At 64.4% G+C, this 17978-nt stretch carries 18 protein-coding genes and 1 riboswitch; of the genes, 5 read left to right on the top strand and 13 right to left on the bottom strand.

Features of this window, described 5'->3' with window-relative positions:
* Nucleotides 1-83: 83 nt before the first annotated feature.
* Genes fabI through RGQ15_RS20820 form a run of 5 tightly spaced genes read right to left on the bottom strand, consistent with a single transcriptional unit; the run spans nucleotide 84 to nucleotide 4355 of the window.
* Nucleotides 84-869, bottom strand: coding sequence for an enoyl-ACP reductase FabI (gene fabI, locus RGQ15_RS20800; protein ID WP_311162779.1), 786 nt, complete (start codon nucleotides 867-869; stop codon nucleotides 84-86).
* Nucleotides 866-2071, bottom strand: a complete 1206-nt coding sequence (locus RGQ15_RS20805) for an acetate/propionate family kinase (protein ID WP_311162780.1) — start codon at nucleotides 2069-2071, stop codon at nucleotides 866-868. The genes fabI and RGQ15_RS20805 overlap by 4 nt, the downstream gene beginning before the upstream one ends.
* Nucleotides 2068-3024, bottom strand: a complete 957-nt coding sequence (locus RGQ15_RS20810) for a phosphate acetyltransferase (RefSeq protein ID WP_311162781.1) — start codon at nucleotides 3022-3024, stop codon at nucleotides 2068-2070. The genes RGQ15_RS20805 and RGQ15_RS20810 overlap by 4 nt, the downstream gene beginning before the upstream one ends.
* A gap of 24 nt (nucleotides 3025-3048) precedes the next feature.
* Entirely contained in the window at nucleotides 3049-3702 is a 654-nt protein-coding gene (locus RGQ15_RS20815) for a 3-oxoacid CoA-transferase subunit B (RefSeq protein ID WP_311162782.1), read from the bottom strand.
* On the bottom strand, nucleotides 3702-4355 hold the full coding sequence (locus RGQ15_RS20820; RefSeq protein ID WP_311162783.1) for a CoA transferase subunit A: 654 nt from the start codon (nucleotides 4353-4355) through the stop codon (nucleotides 3702-3704). Before RGQ15_RS20820 ends, RGQ15_RS20815 begins: the two co-directional genes overlap by 1 nt.
* Nucleotides 4356-4787: 432 nt before the next feature.
* Here RGQ15_RS20820 and RGQ15_RS20825 point away from each other — a divergent pair, with 432 nt between their 5' ends.
* Nucleotides 4788-5780 (top strand): SH3 domain-containing protein, encoded by a 993-nt coding sequence (locus RGQ15_RS20825; protein ID WP_311162784.1) that lies wholly within the window; start codon nucleotides 4788-4790, stop codon nucleotides 5778-5780.
* Nucleotides 5781-5840: 60 nt separating this feature from the next.
* On the top strand, nucleotides 5841-7913 hold the full coding sequence (locus RGQ15_RS20830; protein WP_311162785.1) for a M13 family metallopeptidase: 2073 nt from the start codon (nucleotides 5841-5843) through the stop codon (nucleotides 7911-7913).
* 27 nt (nucleotides 7914-7940) lie between these two features.
* Here the strand turns inward: RGQ15_RS20830 and RGQ15_RS20835 are convergent, their stop codons facing one another.
* The 8 genes from RGQ15_RS20835 to RGQ15_RS20870 all read right to left on the bottom strand — a co-directional run bounded on the left by RGQ15_RS20835 (nucleotide 7941) and on the right by RGQ15_RS20870 (nucleotide 15012).
* Complete coding sequence (locus RGQ15_RS20835; protein ID WP_311162786.1) at nucleotides 7941-8780, bottom strand: metal ABC transporter permease; 840 nt, start codon at nucleotides 8778-8780, stop codon at nucleotides 7941-7943.
* The gene (locus RGQ15_RS20840; protein ID WP_311162787.1) at nucleotides 8777-9643 is read right to left on the bottom strand and encodes a metal ABC transporter permease; all 867 of its coding nucleotides are present in this window, start codon (nucleotides 9641-9643) and stop codon (nucleotides 8777-8779) included. The genes RGQ15_RS20835 and RGQ15_RS20840 overlap by 4 nt, the downstream gene beginning before the upstream one ends.
* The gene (locus RGQ15_RS20845) at nucleotides 9640-10560 is read right to left on the bottom strand and encodes a manganese/iron ABC transporter ATP-binding protein (RefSeq protein WP_409201366.1); all 921 of its coding nucleotides are present in this window, start codon (nucleotides 10558-10560) and stop codon (nucleotides 9640-9642) included. Before RGQ15_RS20845 ends, RGQ15_RS20840 begins: the two co-directional genes overlap by 4 nt.
* 96 nt (nucleotides 10561-10656) lie before the next feature.
* A complete protein-coding gene (locus RGQ15_RS20850) occupies nucleotides 10657-11547 on the bottom strand; it encodes a metal ABC transporter substrate-binding protein (protein WP_409201367.1) in 891 nt (296 codons plus the stop codon).
* A gap of 225 nt (nucleotides 11548-11772) precedes the next feature.
* Nucleotides 11773-12198 (bottom strand): pseudoazurin, encoded by a 426-nt coding sequence (locus RGQ15_RS20855; RefSeq protein ID WP_311162789.1) that lies wholly within the window; start codon nucleotides 12196-12198, stop codon nucleotides 11773-11775.
* Entirely contained in the window at nucleotides 12195-12968 is a 774-nt protein-coding gene (locus RGQ15_RS20860; protein WP_311162790.1) for an ABC transporter ATP-binding protein, read from the bottom strand. The genes RGQ15_RS20855 and RGQ15_RS20860 overlap by 4 nt, the downstream gene beginning before the upstream one ends.
* The gene (locus RGQ15_RS20865; protein WP_311162791.1) at nucleotides 12965-14005 is read right to left on the bottom strand and encodes a FecCD family ABC transporter permease; all 1041 of its coding nucleotides are present in this window, start codon (nucleotides 14003-14005) and stop codon (nucleotides 12965-12967) included. The genes RGQ15_RS20860 and RGQ15_RS20865 overlap by 4 nt, the downstream gene beginning before the upstream one ends.
* Entirely contained in the window at nucleotides 14002-15012 is a 1011-nt protein-coding gene (locus RGQ15_RS20870) for an ABC transporter substrate-binding protein (protein ID WP_311162792.1), read from the bottom strand. The genes RGQ15_RS20865 and RGQ15_RS20870 overlap by 4 nt, the downstream gene beginning before the upstream one ends.
* Before the next feature lie 151 nt (nucleotides 15013-15163).
* A riboswitch (cobalamin riboswitch) is annotated at nucleotides 15164-15365 on the bottom strand.
* A 91-nt stretch (nucleotides 15366-15456) separates the two neighbouring features.
* On the opposite strand from RGQ15_RS20870, the gene RGQ15_RS20875 reads away from it, so the two are divergent.
* The 3 genes from RGQ15_RS20875 (at nucleotide 15457) to RGQ15_RS20885 (ending at nucleotide 17963) form a co-directional block, all read left to right on the top strand.
* Nucleotides 15457-15900: a hypothetical protein gene (locus tag RGQ15_RS20875; protein ID WP_311162794.1), complete on the top strand. Its 444-nt coding sequence runs from the start codon at nucleotides 15457-15459 to the stop codon at nucleotides 15898-15900.
* Nucleotides 15901-15979: 79 nt separating this feature from the next.
* Nucleotides 15980-16504: a copper chaperone PCu(A)C gene (locus tag RGQ15_RS20880; RefSeq protein WP_311162796.1), complete on the top strand. Its 525-nt coding sequence runs from the start codon at nucleotides 15980-15982 to the stop codon at nucleotides 16502-16504.
* Nucleotides 16505-16592: 88 nt separating this feature from the next.
* The gene (locus RGQ15_RS20885; RefSeq protein WP_311162798.1) at nucleotides 16593-17963 is read left to right on the top strand and encodes a PepSY-associated TM helix domain-containing protein; all 1371 of its coding nucleotides are present in this window, start codon (nucleotides 16593-16595) and stop codon (nucleotides 17961-17963) included.
* Nucleotides 17964-17978 lie beyond the last annotated feature (15 nt).

Genomic DNA, 17978 nt, shown 5'->3' on the forward strand with positions numbered 1-17978 from the left:
CAAGGTTGAGAAGATCATCCTTGCGATCTTTTCCCGGTGCGCCGCATGGCCCTGCCACACATGCCGTCAGCGGGGGCGGGCATTCAGTCGATGATATGATATCCGCCATCAATGAAAATCGTCTGGCCGGTGATCAGCCGGGCCGCGTCATGGGCAAGGAAGGCCACCGCCGCGCCAACATCGTCGATGCCGACAAGCTGCCGGGCCGGGGCCTTGCGTTCGGCCTTCGCCAGAAGCTCGTCGAATTCGGGAATGCCCGAGGCTGCCCGCGTCGCGAGCGGGCCGGGTGAAATCGCGTGGACCCGAATGCCCTTTGGCCCCAGTTCGGCGGCCATGTAACGCGCCGCACTTTCCAACGCCGCCTTGGCGACGCCCATGATGTTGTAATTTTCCACCACCCGCTGGGCGCCATAATAGCTCATGGTGAACATGGCCCCGCCGTTCTTCATCAGGGGTTCGGCAAGCTGGGCCATGCGCATGAAAGACCAGCACGAAACTTCCATCGTCTTGAGAAACCCGTCGAGCGGCGCATCGGTCACGCGCCCCGCCAATGTCTCGCGCGGAGCGAAGGCGATGGAATGGACGAGGTAGTCGATTTCACCCCATTGCCGGGTGATCTCGTCGAAGACAGCCTCGATCTGGCCCGGCACCATGACATCGAGCGGCATGAAGATCGGGGCCTCGATCTCGCGCGCGAGGGGTTCGACGAAGCGATGCGCCTTGTCGTTGAGATAGGTCACGGCAAGTTCGGCGCCAAGCGCACGGAAGGCGCGGGCGCAGCCCCAGGCGATCGACTGGTCATTCGCGATCCCGACGATCAGCCCCTTCTTTCCCTCGAGCAGCTTCGCCTTGACGGTCGGAAGGGTCATGTCGGGTTTCCTTGTTGCGGTTCCTGGATCAGGGCAAGGGTGTGGCGCGCGATCATCAGTTCCTCGTCCGTGGGGATGACATAAAGGGCGATGCGGCTTGCCGGGGTCGAAACCAGGGTGGCGCCGCGCGCGTTCGCGTCGGGATCGAGTTCGGCGCCGAGCCAGCCCAGCGTCGCGGCGATGCGGGCGCGGATCGGGGCCGAGTTCTCGCCGATGCCGGCGGTGAAGACGAAGGCATCGAGCCCGCCAAGCGCGGCGGCCAGCATCCCGGCGCTGAGCCCGCAGCGATAGGCGAAATAGTCGATTGCAAAGGCGGCGTCGGGCGCGTCGCTTGTCAGCAATTCGCGCATGTCGCTGGACACCCCCGAAAGCGCCTTGAGCCCCGAGCCGCGATAGAGCAGGTCGGTGACCTGATCGGCGCTCATCCCCCGTTGCGAGATGAGGTAGAGGACGACGCCCGGGTCAAGCTGGCCGGGCCTTGTTCCCATCGGCAGACCGTCGAGCGCGGTGAAGCCCATCGTGCTGTCGACGCTGCGCCCCGCCTTCAGCGCACACATCGAGGCCCCGCTGCCGAGATGGGCGGTGATGACGCGCCCCTGGGCGATATCGGGTGCGATCTCGGGCAGCCGGCTGGCGATATATTCATAGGAAAGCCCGTGAAAGCCGTAGCGCCGCACGCCTTCGTCATAATAGCTGCGCGGAATGGCATAGCTTTCCGTCACCTGCGTGTGATCGCGATGGAAGGCCGTATCGAAGCAGGCGACCTGCGGCACATCGGGGCTGATCTGCATGGCCAGGCGGATCGGGGCGAGGTTGTTGGGCTGATGCAGCGGTGCGAGCACCTCGTAATCCGCGAGATGATCCAGCACCGCTTCGTCGATCAGGACGGGTGCGCTGAAATCCGGCCCGCCATGTACCACGCGATGACCGATCGCACGCAGGTCCAGCCCCTCGAGCGTGCCGAGCCAGTGTCCGGTTTCGGTTATGGCGGCGGGCAGGTCGGGAATCTCGCCCGGCGCATAGGCGCGGTCGATGATGGTGGCCCCATCCGCAGCCGTGGCCCGCAAATGCGGGCGCAGGCCGATCCCATCCATCTGGCCGCGGATCTGGCGGATCAGGGTCGCGCCCGTTTCCCCGATGCCGAAGATCTGGAACTTCAGGCTGGATGAACCGGCATTGACGACGAGGATCGCACCGGTCATTGCGCCACCACCATCGACTGGCGCTTCCGTCGTGCCTCGGCGTCGATTGCGGCGACCGCGCAGGAGGCCAGCCGGGTGCGGACCGAATCCGCCCGCGACGTCAGCACAATGGGCACGCGCGCGCCCAGAACCACACCCGCCGCATCGGCATGGGCGAGAAAGCTCAGGTTCTTGGCCAGCATGTTGCCGGCTTCGAGATCGGGCACGACCAGCACCTGTGCCCGGCCGGCGACCGGCCCACCGATGTTTTTGATCCGCGCGGCCTCGGGGTCGATCGCATTGTCGAAGGCGAGCGGGCCTTCCAGCAATCCGCCTGTGATCTGGCCCCGCTCGGCCATCTTGCAAAGCGCCGCCGCCTCGATGGTCGAGGGAATTTTGCCGGTCACCGTCTCGACCGCCGAGAGGATGGCGACGCGCGGTTCCTCTATCCCCAAAGAATGCAGCAGGTCGATGGCATTCTGGACGATGTCGCGCTTGGTTTCGAGATCGGGAAAGATGTTGATCGCCGCATCGGTGATGAACAGCGTGTCCTGGTGGCCGGGCACGTCCATGACGAAGACATGGCTGATGCGGCGTCCGGTCCTGAGCCCCGTCGCCGAAGAGGTGATCTCGCGCATGAATTCGTCGGTGTGGAGGCTGCCTTTCATGAGCACCTCGCCCTTGCCCTGACAGATGAGCTTGACGGCTGTCGCCGCGGCGGCATGGCTATGGGGGACATCGACGATCTCGATCCCGGCAAGGTCGATGCCGCATTCGTCCGCGACCGCCCTGATCCGGGCCTCGGGGCCGACGAGCAAGGGGATGATGAGCCCTTCGCGCCCGGCCTCGATCGGACCGCGCAGCGAAGGTTCGTCGCAGGGATGGGCAACCACGGTGACGACATCATGGGTTTCGCGCGCCCGCGCGATCAGCATGTCGTATTTCGAGGGGGTATTCGCATTGGGCAGGGTCACGAAAATCTCCTCAGTGAGGTGGGTTCAATCCAGCCGCATCTCGGGCACATCGCCTGCGACGATCAGCCTGGCCGCGGTCGCGGCAAGGATCTGATCGACGCTGATGCCGGGGCCGCGCTCGTTCAGCACGAGACCCCTTTCGGTGGGTTCGATCACGGCCATTTCGGTCACGATCAGGTCGACGCGTCGTTCGGCGGTCAGGGGAAGGCTGCATTCGGGCAGGATCTTGGGCTCGCCCCTGGCGGTATGGAGCATGGCCACGACGACGCTGCGCGCCCCCGCGACGAGATCCATCGCCCCGCCCATGCCCGGAACCATCTTGCCCGGCACCATCCAGTTCGCGAGATGGCCCTTTTCGTCGACCTGCAGCCCGCCAAGCACGGTCATGTCCAGATGGCCGCCGCGAATCAGCCCGAAGCTCATGGCGCTGTCGATCGAGGCGGCGCCGGGAACTGCGGTGACGAAACCTCCGCCCGCATCGGTCAGGTTTTCGTCGGCCATTCCCTCGGGCGGCCGGGCGCCGAGCCCGATGACCCCGTTTTCGGCCTGGAAATAGACCCCGATCCCCTCGGGGACGTAATTCGCGACGAGACTCGGCAGCCCGATGCCGAGGTTGACCAATGTGCCGGGGCGGATTTCGCGGGCGACGCGTCGGGCGATGATCTCCTTGGCGTCCATCACGGTGTCCTCCCCAGGAGATGGTCGACGAGCACCCCCGGCGTCTTGACCGCATCGGGCGGGATCGTCCCGACCGGCACGATATGCTCGGCTTCGGCGATCACGGTGGTCGCGGCCAGCGCCATGATCGGGTTGAAGTTATGCGCCGTCAGCATATAGGCGAGATTTCCCGCGTAATCGGCGTGATGGCAGGAGAGCAGCGCGAAATCGCCCCTGATCGGGCGTTCCAGAAGGAAGCGCTTGCCGTCGACCTCGACCACCTGCTTGCCGTCTTCGACGGGGGTTCCGAGCCCTGTTGCGGTCAAGACCCCGCCAAGGCCGTAGCCCGCCGCGCGGATGCGTTCGACGAGAGTGCCCTGCGGGACCAGTTCGATCTCCATCTCGCCCGCGATCATCATGCGCTGTGCAAGCGGGTTCAGGCCGATATGTGACACCACCGCGCGGCGCACCTGGCCCGAGGCCACCAGCCGCCCGATGCCCTTTTCCGGCGTGGCGAGATCGTTGCAGACAATGGTGAGATCGCCCGGGCCGCGTGCGCGGATCGCCTCGATGAGCCGGTGCGGAGAGCCGACGCCCATGAAGCCCCCGACCAGCAGGACCGAGCCCGGTTCGATCATCTCGGCGGCGGCCTCCGGCCGGATCGCCGTCTTCACGCGGTCGTCCCTGCCGGGATCGCGCCGCGTGGGTGCAAGGCGCCAGCGGATCGTGCGGCCCGGGCCAACGCGTTCCGGGCGTGGGCATCCAAGGTCACAGACGCGGCGTCAGGATGGGGTTGCGATAGCATGTGTCGCTCCAGGACGGGGCAAGGTCGAAGCTGCATGTCGTCACCGACCAGCGCCCTGCGGGTCGGTCCTGGTCTGGAGGCAGACTAGATCGCTCGGGCGCGTCACATCCAGCCCCTTTGGTCGTTCCGAACCGGAAAAATCCCCTTGGGTGACGTAGATCTGCCGTCAATTGTGGCAAGGCGGTGGCTCTTTAACCTTCCCTTGACGCGACCGGGTTGGCTAGGGTGAGAATGAAAAGACCGGCCATGGGACCGTGCGGACCTGGGGCAGGGCGCCAATTTCCGTCGAGAGAACAGAAACATGCGACTTTTCCAACTGCCGGTCCTGATGCTGATGGCACTGGCGCCGACGGCCCTTGCGGCGCAACCGATCGACGAATCGCGGATCTCGTTTCCGGCGGGTGCTACGGGCACCACGTTAAAGGGCAGGATCGCGGGCGAACAGATCACCGATTACCTGCTGAATGCCCGGGCGGGGCAGAGCATGACGATCGACTTTGCCCCGTCCAATGCCTCTGGCTATTTCAACCTGATGATCGGCAATGATCCGGCCGCGATCCATGTCGGCTCGACATCCGGCAACCATTACAAGGGTGTCCTGCCGAAGGATGGGGATTACCGGATCAGGGTCTACCTGATGCGAAATGCCGCCCGGCGCGGGGAAGCGGCGGATTTCACCCTGAAGGTCGCGATCGGGGCCGCAGCCTCTGCAACCGAGGCCGCCCCCGCCCCCGATCCGGCAGGGGGCGATTTCGCTGACGGCTTGTCCGGCGGGCCGGACTGGTGGCAGGTGACGGGCGTCGCGGCCCACGATACGCTGAACGTGCGCGCGGGGCCCGGCACTTCGAACGGGGTGATCGGCAAGCTTGCGAATGGCGATCGGGTTCGCAATCGCGGATGCAGCATGAATGGCGAAACCCGGTGGTGCCATGTCGAGATGCCCGGCGATCAGCCGCTGTCGGGCTGGGTCGCAGGCCGCTATCTGGCCGAGGCGGGCGCACCCGCCGCTGCGCCCGGGCCCGAGGCGCATGGCAGCATTCCCTGTGCCCTCGCTTCCGGCCAGCCGATGGGCAGCTGTTCGTTTCGGGCGTCGCGCGGGACGGGCGGAACCGCGAGCATATGGATTGCCCTGCCGGGGGGTGGCGAACGCTATCTGGATTTTCGCGAAGGGCGGCTGGTTGGAAGCGATCCCGGCACAACCGTCAGCCACATGCGGGAAGCCGACCTCAACATGATCCTGGTGGATGGGCATGAGCGTTACGAGATCCCCGATGCCGTCCTTTACGGCGGCTGAGCCAGGATCGCTCTGCGCTGCAGATCGCCTCGTCGCGCGTTCGACAGCTTTGGAGGCTCCATGATCAGATCACGGCTGATCCTTTCGACCGTTCTTTGCACGCATCTTGCCGGAGAGACGCTGGCCGATCCCGCATCCTTGCCCCCTATCGGCCCTGACGAGCTGGCCTTTTCGGTTCGGAACATGGACCCGAGCGCCGATCCGGCAGAGGATTTCCTGCGATACAGCTCTGGTGGCTGGCTCGATCGGGTCGCGCGCCCTGCACAATTGCCGAGCTACGGGATCTTTTCGATCATGGTCGAGCGGCTGACAAGGCAGGTTGCCGGGGTGGCGGAAAAGGCGGGGCGCGAGGCTCAGGCGGCACCGAAAGGCTCGCCCACCCAGCTTGTGGGGGATTTCTACAACGCCTTCATGGATGTCGAGGCGATCGACGATGCGGGGATCGAGCCGATCCGGTCCATGCTTGACGAGGTCGCCGCAGCCGGATCGGTCGGGGATCTCGTGCGGATCGCCGCCGAACAGGCCGCGGCGGCCGGTCCGGCATTGCTGGCCATGATCGGGCCGGCGCCCGATCCGGCGGACAATTCGCGACATGCGATGTTCGTGGTCGGCCAGTCCTTCGGCCTCGACCGGAATTTTCTCGAGATTTTGCGCCTGAATGCCGATAGCCCGCCCAAGACGGCCTATCGCGCCTATATCCGGAACCTGCTTGTCGCGGCAGGCTATGACGCGCCGGAGGCCGAGCGGATCGCCGATGTGTCGCTGAAGATCGAGACCGCGCTTTATGCCCATTTTCTGACGCCAGCCGAAGCGAAGATCCCCGCGAACCGATACGGCACGCTTTCCTATGCCGAAGCCAAGGCGCAGGTGCCGGATTTCGATCTTGACCTCTATCTCGATACCATCGGTTTCTCGAGGCCCGAGACGCTTTACATGTACGAGCCCCGGGCCCTGGCCGGGCTTGCCGAACTTTTGCGGACGGTGCCGCTGGAGGATCTCAAGGATTACTATTCGTTCCGCCTGATCCATGAGTTCGCCCCGTTCCTGACGAGCGCGCTGCGCGAGCCCGGGCTTGACCTGCAGGAGGCGCTTGTGGGCGCGCGGAACGACCGGCCCAGGGCCGAACGGCTTTATCAGCTCTTCATCGAGAAGCTGGGGCATCCGGTCAGCCAGCTTTATGTCGAGCAATACTATTCGGACGCGACCAAGGCCGAGGTGCTCGACATGATCGAGCGGACCAAGGCGGTCTTCCGGCGCCGCATCACCGAAAGCGAATGGCTGACCGCGCCGACGATGCAGGAGGCGCTGCACAAGATCGACAACTTCTATCACAAGGTCGGCTACCCGGATGAATGGATCGACTTCGGCAGCGTCGACATCGTGCCCGACGACCCGGTCGCGAACATCATCGCCCTTGGGCGTTTCGACATGTCGCGTGAGCTTGAGAAGCTGCGTCATCCGCCGAAACACGACGAGTTCAACGACCGCTCGACGCTGCCCATCGCCATGAATGCGGCCTATTCGCCGATGATCAACGGCTTCGAGGTGACTGCCGCGATCACGCAGGCCCCGGTCTTCGCGGCAAGCGACGACGCGCCCCTCAAATTCTGCCGGATCGGTGCCGTGATCGGTCACGAGATGACGCATGGGTTCGACTTCTCGGGCCGGCATTTCGACGCGGTCGGGAATTTGCGGAACTGGTGGACGCCCGAAGACAACGCGGCCTTCCTAGTCGAGGCACAGAAGCTGATCGACCAGGCCGAGGCCTTCGAGGTGCTGCCGGGCCTTCACATGAACGGCCTGCTGAGCGTCGGCGAGAACGTGGCCGATGTGGGGGGCATCACCCTGGGCCACGAGGCGCTGATGGTCTATCTGGAGGAACATCCCGAAGAGAATGTCGAGATCGACGGGCTGACACCGGAGCAGCGCTGCTTCATCGGCTGGTCCCAGTTCTGGACCATGAAGGCGACGGACCCGTATCTTCGGGCCATCGTGGCGAATGATGGGCATGCCCCCGATTTCTACCGCTCGGTCGCCGCGCTCCAGCATGTCGATGCGTTTTACGATGCCTTCGACATCCGCGCGGGCGATCCGATGTGGTTGCCGCCCGAAAAACGCGCTCGGGCCTGGTGACGCCCTTGGCCCGGGCAAGCGCGGTTGTCAGGCAGCTGTTGTGCCCGTAGCCCGGCGCTGCTGCAGGATACGCCGCGTGAACGCGACGAGGAACACGGCGGTCAGGATCAGGATGATCGTCGGCGCCGGTGCGCTGTCGAGAAAGAAGCTGGCATAGACCCCGGCCAGCATCGAACCCATGCAGATCACGACCGACAGCCCCAGCATCCTGCCGAAGCTGCGGGTCAGCAGAAAGGCGATGGCGCCGGGCGCAATGAGCAATCCGACGGCCAGGATCAGCCCGGTTGAGGTCATCGTGGCGACAATGGTCAACGAAAGCACCGTCAGCAGCCCGTAATGCAGCATTGCCACCGGCAGGCCCGACGCGCGCGCCTGCGCGGGATCGAAGGCATGCAGCATGAGATCCTTCCATTTCAGCAGCAGAACGGCCGAAACCGGAATCGCGATCCAGAGCGCCGTCTTCAGATCATTCGCGCCGACCCCAAGCATGTTGCCGAACAGGATATGGTCCAGATGCACGTCGGAGGTGATCGACGTGTAGATGACGATGCCAAGGCCGAACATGCCCGAAAAGACCACGCCCATCACCGTGTCCTGCTTTACCCGGCTGTTTTCGGACAGGTATCCGGTTGCAAGCGCGGTGACCATTCCGGCTGCGAAGGCGCCGATGATGAGGGGAAAGCCCGCGATATAGGCGATCACGACGCCGGGCAGCACGGCATGGCTGACCGCATCGCCCATCAGGGCCCAGCCCTTGAGCACAAGAAAGCAGGACAGAAGCGCGGTCGGCACCGAGACGATGGCGACGATCAGGAAGGCCTTCTGCATGAACGGAAACTGGAAAGGCATCAGAAGCTGTTCGATCATGGCGCCACCTCCTCGGCGGCAAGGGCTGCGCGTGCCTTGGCACGGGCAGCCAGCAGCCCGTGTTTCGGCGCCCAGATGAAGGTCGCAAGGAAGATCAGCGTTTGCAGAACGACGATGATCCCGCCTGTGGCACCGTCGAGGAAATAGGACAGGTAGGCACCAAGAAAGCTGGTCACGGTGCCGATCGCCACCGACAGCGCGATGAGCCGGGGAAAGCGGTCACAGAGCAGATAGGCCGTGGCCCCCGGCGTCACCACCATGGCGATGACAAGAAAGGCGCCGACGGTCTGCATCGCCGCGACCACGCAGGCCGAGAGCAGGACAAAGAACATCGCCTTCAAGAAAGACGGCCGCAGACCGATCGAGCGGGCATGGCTTTCGTCGAAGAACACGACCATCAGATCCTTCCACTTCGCCAGAAGGATCGCGAGCGTCACGAAGCCGATAAGGGCAAGTTGCAGCGTATCCTCGGGCGTGATCGCAAGGATATTGCCCATCGTGATCGTCTGGACCGAGACGGCCATCGGATTGATCGAGACCATGAAAAGTCCGAGCCCGAAGAACGATGTGAAGATCAGCCCGATCACGACATCGACCTTGAGCCCCGAGCGGTCCGACAGGAACAGCATGGCCGCAGCGGCGAGTCCCCCGGACAGGAAGGCGCCAAGCGCGAAGGGCAGGCCCAGCATGTAGGCCCCGGCCACGCCCGGCACGACCGAATGGGACAGCGCGTCGCCGATCAGCGACCAGCCCTTGAGCATCAGGTAGCTGGAAAGAAACGCGCAGACCCCGCCGACCAGGGCCGAGACCCACATGGCATTCGTCATGTAGCCATATGTGAACGGCTCGAGAAGGATGTTCACTTGTCTTTCTCCCCGCCTTCGGTCTTGTCCCCGGCCAATGTCTGCGTCCGGTCCCCGTAATGGACGAGGGGCCGTTCATCGTCGGAGAAGATCGTGACCTGGCGCGCATCCGGATCGTCGTGCAGAGCCTTGCCACCAAGCGTGAAGTGACGCAGGACGCCGCCGAAGGCTGCTTCGAGGTTCTGGCGGGTGAAGGTGGTTTCGGTCGGACCGTAGCCGAGCACGGTTCCCTTGATCAGAACCACGCGGTCGCAGAATTCGGGAACCGAGCCCAGGTTATGGGTCGAGACCAGCATGACGCGGCCTTCCTGCCGCAATTCGCGCAAGAGCGCGATGATCTGTTCTTCCGTCTGCACGTCGACGCCGGTGAAGGGCTCGTCAAGCAGGATGACCTTGCCGTCCTGCGCCAATGCGCGGGCCAGGAAGACGCGCTTCTTCTGCCCGCCGGACAGTTCGCCGATCTGGCGGTGGCGAAATTCCTGCATGTTGACGCGCCGCAGGGCCACATCGACGGCGTCCCGATCTGCCTGGGACGGACGGCGCAGGAAACCCATATGGCCGTAGCGCCCCATCATCACCACGTCCTCGACCAGAACGGGGAAGGACCAGTCCACCTCTTCGGCCTGCGGCACATAGGCCACGAGGTTCTTTTTCACCGCCTCCTTTACGGTCATGCCGAGAAGCCGGATTTCGCCCTTGGCAACGGGAACGAATCCCATGATCGCCTTGAAAAGAGTGGATTTCCCGGCGCCGTTCACGCCCACCAGCGCAGTCACCGTGCCGCGCGGGATCTCGAAACTGGCATTTTTCAGGGCGGTATGGCCGTTGCGATAGGTCGCCGTCACGTCGCGCGCGATGATCCCGCCCGATTCCGACCGGCTTTCGCTTGTTCGCATTGCACCGTCTTCAACGCGCATCATCTTTGCTTTCTGCCGGAACGGGACGGCGGCCCTGTCGGATAGGAACCTGCTGCGCATGGCTGCGCGGCGGCTAGTCTAGCGGATATCTCGTCCTCAGTTAATGTGGGCGGTCAATCCCTTTGCGACCGTTTCCGAAGTCACCCGCAACAGATCGAGATAAGTCGGAACCGGACCGTCGGGTTCGGAAAGGCTGTCGACGTAAAGCACTCCACCATATTCCGCGCCGGTTTCGCGCGCGACCTGCTTGGCCGGGGCCGTGTTGACCGTGCTTTCGCAAAAGACCACGGGAATTTCGTTTTCCCGGACACCGTCGATCACGCCGCGCACCTGTTGCGGGGTGCCCATCTGGTCAGAGTTCATCGGCCAGAGGTAAAGCTCCTTCAGGCCAAGGTCGCGGGCAAGATAGGAAAAGGCGCCCTCGCAGGTCACAAGCCAGCGCTGAGCCTCGGGGACCTCGCCGATTTCTGCCCTTAGAGGTTCCAGAACCGCGCGAAGCTGATCCTTGTAGGCGGCTGCGTTGCTGGCATAGGTTTCGGCATTTTCGGGATCGTGTTCGGCGAATGATCCGGCGATATTGTCGATATAGATCAAGGCATTCTCAAGGCCCATCCAGGCATGCGGATTGGGCTTGCCCTCATAGGCGCCCGCGGCGATCGGGATCGGCCGGATGCCATCGGTCAGCGTGGCCGAGGGGATATCCCCCAGATTGGCGAGGAATTTCTCGAACCAGAGTTCGAGGTTCATGCCGTTCCAAAGGATCAGGTCGGCATCCTGCGCCCTGACGATATCCTGCGGCGTGGGTTCATAGCCATGGATTTCGGCCCCAGGCTTGGTGATCGAGACGACTTCTGCCTTGTCGCCCGCGACATGGCTCGCCATTTCCGCAAGGACGGTAAAGGTGGTCACGACCTTCATCTTGTCATCCGCCAGGGCCGAGCCCGTCATCAGCGCGGTTGCTGCCAGTGCGCCAAGCAACTGGGCCATCGTCGAAGGCATGGAATTTCCTTTCCGGTTCAGGGCGGGCACGGGCGCGGGCCGCGAGGTCGCCAGATGCAAGCCAGTTGCAGATAGGAATATCGAACTCCAAGCAGTTTGCAAGTGAAAATCATTCTCATCTGATTTGCGGAATGCCACGGTCCGAATGTCGACGCGATGAGGGTCGCGTCGATCCGTGTTCAAGCCATTCGGCAATCGGCGAAGATCGTTCCGTCAGTCCCGGGGACGGCGGCTTTCATCCACGATCCCGGCAAAACGGTCGGCGGCGCGTTTGGGCAGGTCATCGGGAAACGAGATCTCTGCCTGCTCTCCCACCTCGATCAGCATGACCATGCCCATCGCGAAATGCGGCGAACATTTGATGCCGTAGATGCCGGGCCGATCAAGGGTGACCTCGAAACTCTCGTTGATCTTCGATCTGAAGGGCTCGGCCCCGGCGGGGATCATGCCTTCGATCGTTGCGGCATTATGGCTGGGCTGGGTCGGATGGAAGCGCACCGTGTCGCCGGGCGAGATATGCAGATAGGCAGGCTCATAGACCATCGGGCCTGTTTCGCCTCGATTGAGCATATGCACGTCATGGGTCTCGGCAAGGGCGGGGCTGGCCAGCAGCATCAGCGTCAGAAGCGGGGATTTCATGGATCTGTCTCCAGGCAATGGAAGCGCAGGACCTGCATGTTGTCCCGCGGGTCGGTGAGCGTGGTCGCGCCGACGCGAAAGATCGCGCGCAGCAGTTCGGGCGTCAGGATCTGAGGCGGCGGGCCGCAGGCGACCAGGCGCCCCTGAGCCATCACCCCCAGCCGGTCGCATCCCATCGCCTGGTTGAGATCATGAAGGGCGATCACCACGGTCAGCGGCAGTTCGGCCACCAGTCGCAGCAGCGCAAGCTGGTGATGGATGTCCAGATGGTTCGTGGGTTCGTCGAGCAGCAGGACCTGCGGTCGCTGCGCAAGCGCGCGCGCGATCTGCAGCCTTTGCCTTTCGCCGCCGGACAGGGTGGACCAGCATCGTTCTGCCATGTGCTCCATCCCGACGGCGCGCAGGGCCTGCGCAACGATGGCGGCGTCCCTTTCCCCGAAAGGTGCAAGCGCCGAAAGCCAGGGCGTGCGTCCCAGTTCGACGACCTGCCGCGCGCTGAGTGTCTCTGACGTCTCGGCCTGCTGTTCGACCATGGCGAGGCGGCGGGCGACTTCGCGCCGTGACAGGCCCCGCTGTGGCTGGCCGTCAAGCGTGACGCGGCCCTCGGCACGACGCTCGATCCCCGCCAGCAATCGCAGAAGCGTCGACTTGCCCGATCCGTTCGGACCGATCAGGCCGAAGGTCTCGCCCGGGGCGATATCCAGATCGACCCCGTCAACGATGGCGCGGCCTTGCGCGTGAAAGGACAGGTGGGTGGCCGTGATCCTCATGTCCGGCCCCGGATCAGGATGACGGCGAAGGCGGGCGCCCCCACCAGCGCCGTGACCACCCCGATGGGGACGACCTGTCCGGGGATCAGCACGCGCGAAGCCACGTCCGCCGCGATCATGAACATGGCCCCCGCCAGCGCCGAGGCAGGCACCAGCGCGCCGTGGCGCGCGCCGACCAGAAAGCGCATCGCATGGGGAACGACCAGCCCGACGAAGCCGATCGCGCCGACAAGGCTGACCATGACCGCGGTCATCAAGGTGACCGCGCCCAGCAGGACGACCATCACCCGGCGCACCGAAATGCCCAGGGCGGCGGCGGCACTGGCCCCGAAGCTGAAGGCATCCATGGCGCGAACATGGAGAATGCAGGCCAGAAAACCCACGAGCGCGATCGGGACGGCAAGGGTTACATCCGGCCAGCGCACCCCCGAAAGATTGCCGAGCAGCCAGAACATGATCCCACGGGCCTGTTCGGCATTGGCCGATTTCGCGATGAAGAAGCTGGTCAGCGCGTTGAACAGCTGTGACCCCGCGATCCCCGCGAGGACAAGCTGCGCCGACCCGCCGCCCGCCGCGCGGGCGAGGGCGGCGACGATGGCGAAGGCCAGCGCCGCACCCGCGAAGGCACCGGCCGAGATGCCGATGGCCCCCGCGCCGACCCCCATGATCGTGACCGCGACCGCGCCGGTCGAAGCCCCCGCCGAGACGCCCAGCAGATAGGGATCGGCCAGCGCATTGCGCACCAGCGATTGCAGGACCAGCCCCGACAGCGCGAGCCCCGCACCGCATGCGGCGGCAACCAGCGTGCGCGGCATGCGATAGTTCCAGATGATGCCGGCGTCGATCGGATCGACGGCCAGCGCCGCACCCCACAGCTTGTGGGCCAGAACCTGACCCACCTGCGACAGCGGCAGCGGCGTCTCTCCGAGGGTCACCCCGGCCAGAACCGCGAGGAAAAGCACGGCCAATCCTGTGCCAAGGCGGAAAACGGGTCGGCGTGGCAATCTCGCCGTGCCGGGAATGGCCGCCTCGCTCATTTCAGGTCGAGCTTCGGCAGCGCCTCGGCCAGGGTCTCGAGCGCGTCGATATTGCGGATCGAGGGGTCCATGGCATGCGCGTCCAGAACGATGAGGCGATCATGCTTCACCGCGTCCATCTGGCTGGTCACCGGATCGGATTTCAGGAAGGCGATCTTTTTTTCATGATCGTCGGCCTCGAAGCGGCGCCGGTCCATCCTTGCCAGGACGATGACCGAAGGATTGGCGCGGGCAATGGTTTCCCAGCTCACGACCGGCCATTCCTCGTCGCTTTCGATGATGTTCCTGATCCCCAGGGCCTGCATCATGTAGCCGGGCGGTCCCTTGCGACCCGCGACATAGGGGTCGATGTCCATCTCGGCTGACGAGAACCAGAAGACCGCCGAGCCATCCTTGAGATCGAGTGCCTTGGCCTTTTCGATCGCCTTCGCTTCGCGCGATCGCAGTTCGTTCACCAGCGCGGTGCCCTTGTCAGCCACGTCGAAGATGCGGCCCAGTTCAATGACGCCCTGATAGATGCTGTCCATCGAATACATCGACGATCGCGTGCCGTCCGAGCCCTTGGTATTGTCCTTGCCGGTGCAATCCGAGGGCAGGGTGTAGACGGGAATGCCCAGGTCGGCGAACTGCTCGCGCGTGGCGACGATGCCTTGGGGCCCTACATGCCATTCGTATTGCACGGTGACGATCCCCGGGCGCAAGGCCGCAACGCTTTCGAAGCTCGGGTCATTGTCGGCCAGGCGCTCGATCCCGGCATTCTCCATCTGGAACTGCGGAAGGACTTCGGTGAACCAGACCGAGGTGCCAGCGACCTTATCGGCCAGACCCAGAGAATAGAGTATCTCGGTCGCTGCCTGACCCACGGTTACGGCGCTTTCCGGCGCCTTGGCGAAAGACAGATCGACGCCGCAGTTCGAAAGCGTCACGGGCCATGCGGTCTGTGCGCCGACCGGAAGGGTGAGGGCGCTTGCAAGCAGCAGCCCTGCGGGCAGGGTCCTGGTCAACATCTTCGTTCTCCGATCTGAAAACGACCGGAGGGCAGGGGAGACGGCCACGGGCAGGCCGCGTCCCGCAAGGCCACGCAGCAACGGAAGAACGCCCCGACGGATCGGCAGGGTTTCGACATTCGGCACCTCCCCGGACGCCCCGCCCGGATCGCGTTGGTTACATCCGTCGGCAGGTCTCCTGACTGGCGAGTCATCGCGGGATGCGGCCTTCCCATGGCCCGCGGGGCCACAGTGGCTGTATCGCATCCTGCTCGTCGCCTACAGTTGCGGGGGCAGTTCCGGTTCGGGGCAAGGATGGGCCCCGGCGGATTCCCTTTCAATTCCTTTCGGAAACCGACGGGGTCGTCATATGCGCCGCCTGGATGTGATGCAACAGGCGTGATGCGCCCGGCCACGGCGCACTTGCGCGAAAGCCACGCCTTTGGCAGAAGATGGGCGAGGATCATGATAGGGCCCGGCTTGGCGATCAAGGTATCAGGACATGCACCTGCCCTTCCGGCATTCCGCCGGGCGGTCGGGTTCCTGTTGGTGGTGCCCTTTCTCATGCTGTCGCTGATTGCGCAGGGCACCATGGTCACGAGCGGGCCGACCCCGCAAAGCTTCATGATGGTGCTGTGCGGCGCGCATGAGCCGGTCGCGATGGTGATCGACGACCAGGGCAACGTCATTCCGGCCGCCGAACAGGATCAGGACGGCGGCCCGGTTCCGAAGAAGTCGAAATCGCCCTGCGACTGGTCGTCGCATGCTCAGCCCTTGCTGGTCGGTGTCGGGACGATGCCGGTCGAACGTGCCGACGCGGGGTCGCTCGATCTCGCGCCCCTTCCCGAGCAGCGCTTGCTGCGCGCGGAGATCCTGACCCCATCGGCCCGGGGGCCGCCGACTGCCTGATATGGCCCGGAAATCGGGCCAGTTGCAGCCGAACGACCGATCCGTCGGTCACGACCTGTTACAGATCAGGAACAGACACATGATGAAGACTTCTTTTGCCGCCTTCCTTGCCGCGCTGATCTGCGCCGCGCCCGTCACGGCACTTGCCGACCATACCCATGGCGCCGCCGAAGCGCAGGTGCTGGGCGATCTGGCGATTTCGGACGGCTTCACCCGCGCCATGCTGCCCAATGCGCCGGTCGCCGGTGGTTTCCTGTCCATCGCCAACAACGGCACCCAGGACGATCGTCTGATTTCGGCAAGTTCGGACCGCGCGGGCGAGGTGCAGATCCACGAAATGGCCATGCAGGGCCACGTGATGAAGATGCGCGAATTGCCCGACGGGCTGGCGATCCCCGCCGGTCAGACGGTGGAGCTGAAGCCGGGCGGCTATCACCTGATGTTCCTGCAGGTGAAAACGCCCTTTGCCGAGGACGAGAGCGTCCCGGTCACTCTGGTCTTCGAGAAGGCCGGGTCGACCGAGATCGAACTGCCCGTCGGCCCCGCCGACGCGAAGGCCGCTGCGCATGGCCATGGCGGCCATGACGATCATTCCGGTCACTGACCTGCCCTGAGATCCATTCGGCCCGATGACGGGCCGCCCCCCTTGTTTCGCGGGACCGTTTGCGGCCCGCCTGCTTGCGAGCACCGATATGTCACTTCAGGATACGGCCATTGGCCGTCCCGCACGCGCCGCGACCGGCGCGAGCGATCTTTACCGCGCCGTGTGGCGCTGGCATTTCTATGCCGGGCTGCTTGTACTGCCCTTTCTCATCTCGCTCTCGATCACGGGCGCGCTCTACATCTATCGTGATGAAATCGACGCCTGGTATCATGCCGATCTGAAGCGTGTCGCCGTCCAGCAGGCCGATCGCATCGCGCCGACCGCCATGGTCGCATCTGCGCTGCAGGTCGTGCCGGGGTCAGCCTTGAAATACACCGCACCCGCGCATCCCGACAGTTCGGCCGAGATCACCGTCAAGACAGCCGATGGCAAGTCGGCGGTCTATGTCGATCCCTATAGCGGCCTTGTCCTTGGCGCGCTGTCCGATCGCAGCACGCTGATGTGGACGATCCGCTATCTGCACAGTCTCAAGTATTTCGGCACCTATGCGCGCTATGCCATCGAGATCGCAGCGGGGTGGTCCATCCTGCTGGTCGGAACCGGCATCTACCTGTGGTGGCCGCGCGGGCAAAAGGGCGGCGTCCTATCGGTCCGGGGCAGGCCGCAACGTCGCGTGTTCTGGCGCGACCTGCACGCGGTGACGGGGCTGTTCGTCGGCGGCTTCATCGTCTTTCTTGCCATCACCGGCATGCCATGGTCGGGCGTCTGGGGTGCCAAGGTGAATCAATGGGCCAATGGCAACAATTTCGGCTATCCCGACGGGGTGCGGGTCAACGTTCCGATGTCGGACCAGAAGCTGGACGACATCGCCAAGACCTCGTGGACGCTTGAACAGGCGCGCCTGCCTGAAACGCCCAATGTGCAGGATGGCGCGGCGCCGATCTCGCTGGATCAGGCGGTGATGAAGTTCGACGCCCTTGGTCTGCACCCCGGCTATTCGGTCGCCCTTCCGGGCAGGCCCCAAGGCGTCTTCACCGGTTCGGTCTATCCCGATGACCTGAGCCAGCAGCGTGTCATCCATCTTGACCAGTATTCGGGAGAGCCGCTTCTGGACATGGGCTACGGCGATTACGGACCAATGGGCAAGGCGCTGGAATGGGGCATCAATACGCATATGGGGCAGACCTTCGGCGCGGCGAACCAGCTTATCCTTGTGATGGCCTGCATCGCGACCGTGCTGCTTTGCGTCTCGGCCGCGGTCATGTGGTGGAAAAGGCGCCCATCGGGTTCGCTCGGGGTGCCACCGATGCCGTCGGACAAGCGCGTGTTGCGCGGACTGGTCGCGATTCTCGCCCTTGGCGGCATCCTTTTTCCGCTGGTCGGAGCGTCGCTGATCGTAATGCTCGCGCTTGACGCGATCTTCATGCGGTCGCGTCGCTTCGGCGGGGCCGCGGGCTAGATCGCCGCCAACATG

This window comes from Paracoccus sp. MBLB3053, assembly GCF_031822435.1.
In the GTDB taxonomy this organism is placed as follows: domain Bacteria; phylum Pseudomonadota; class Alphaproteobacteria; order Rhodobacterales; family Rhodobacteraceae; genus Paracoccus; species Paracoccus aurantius.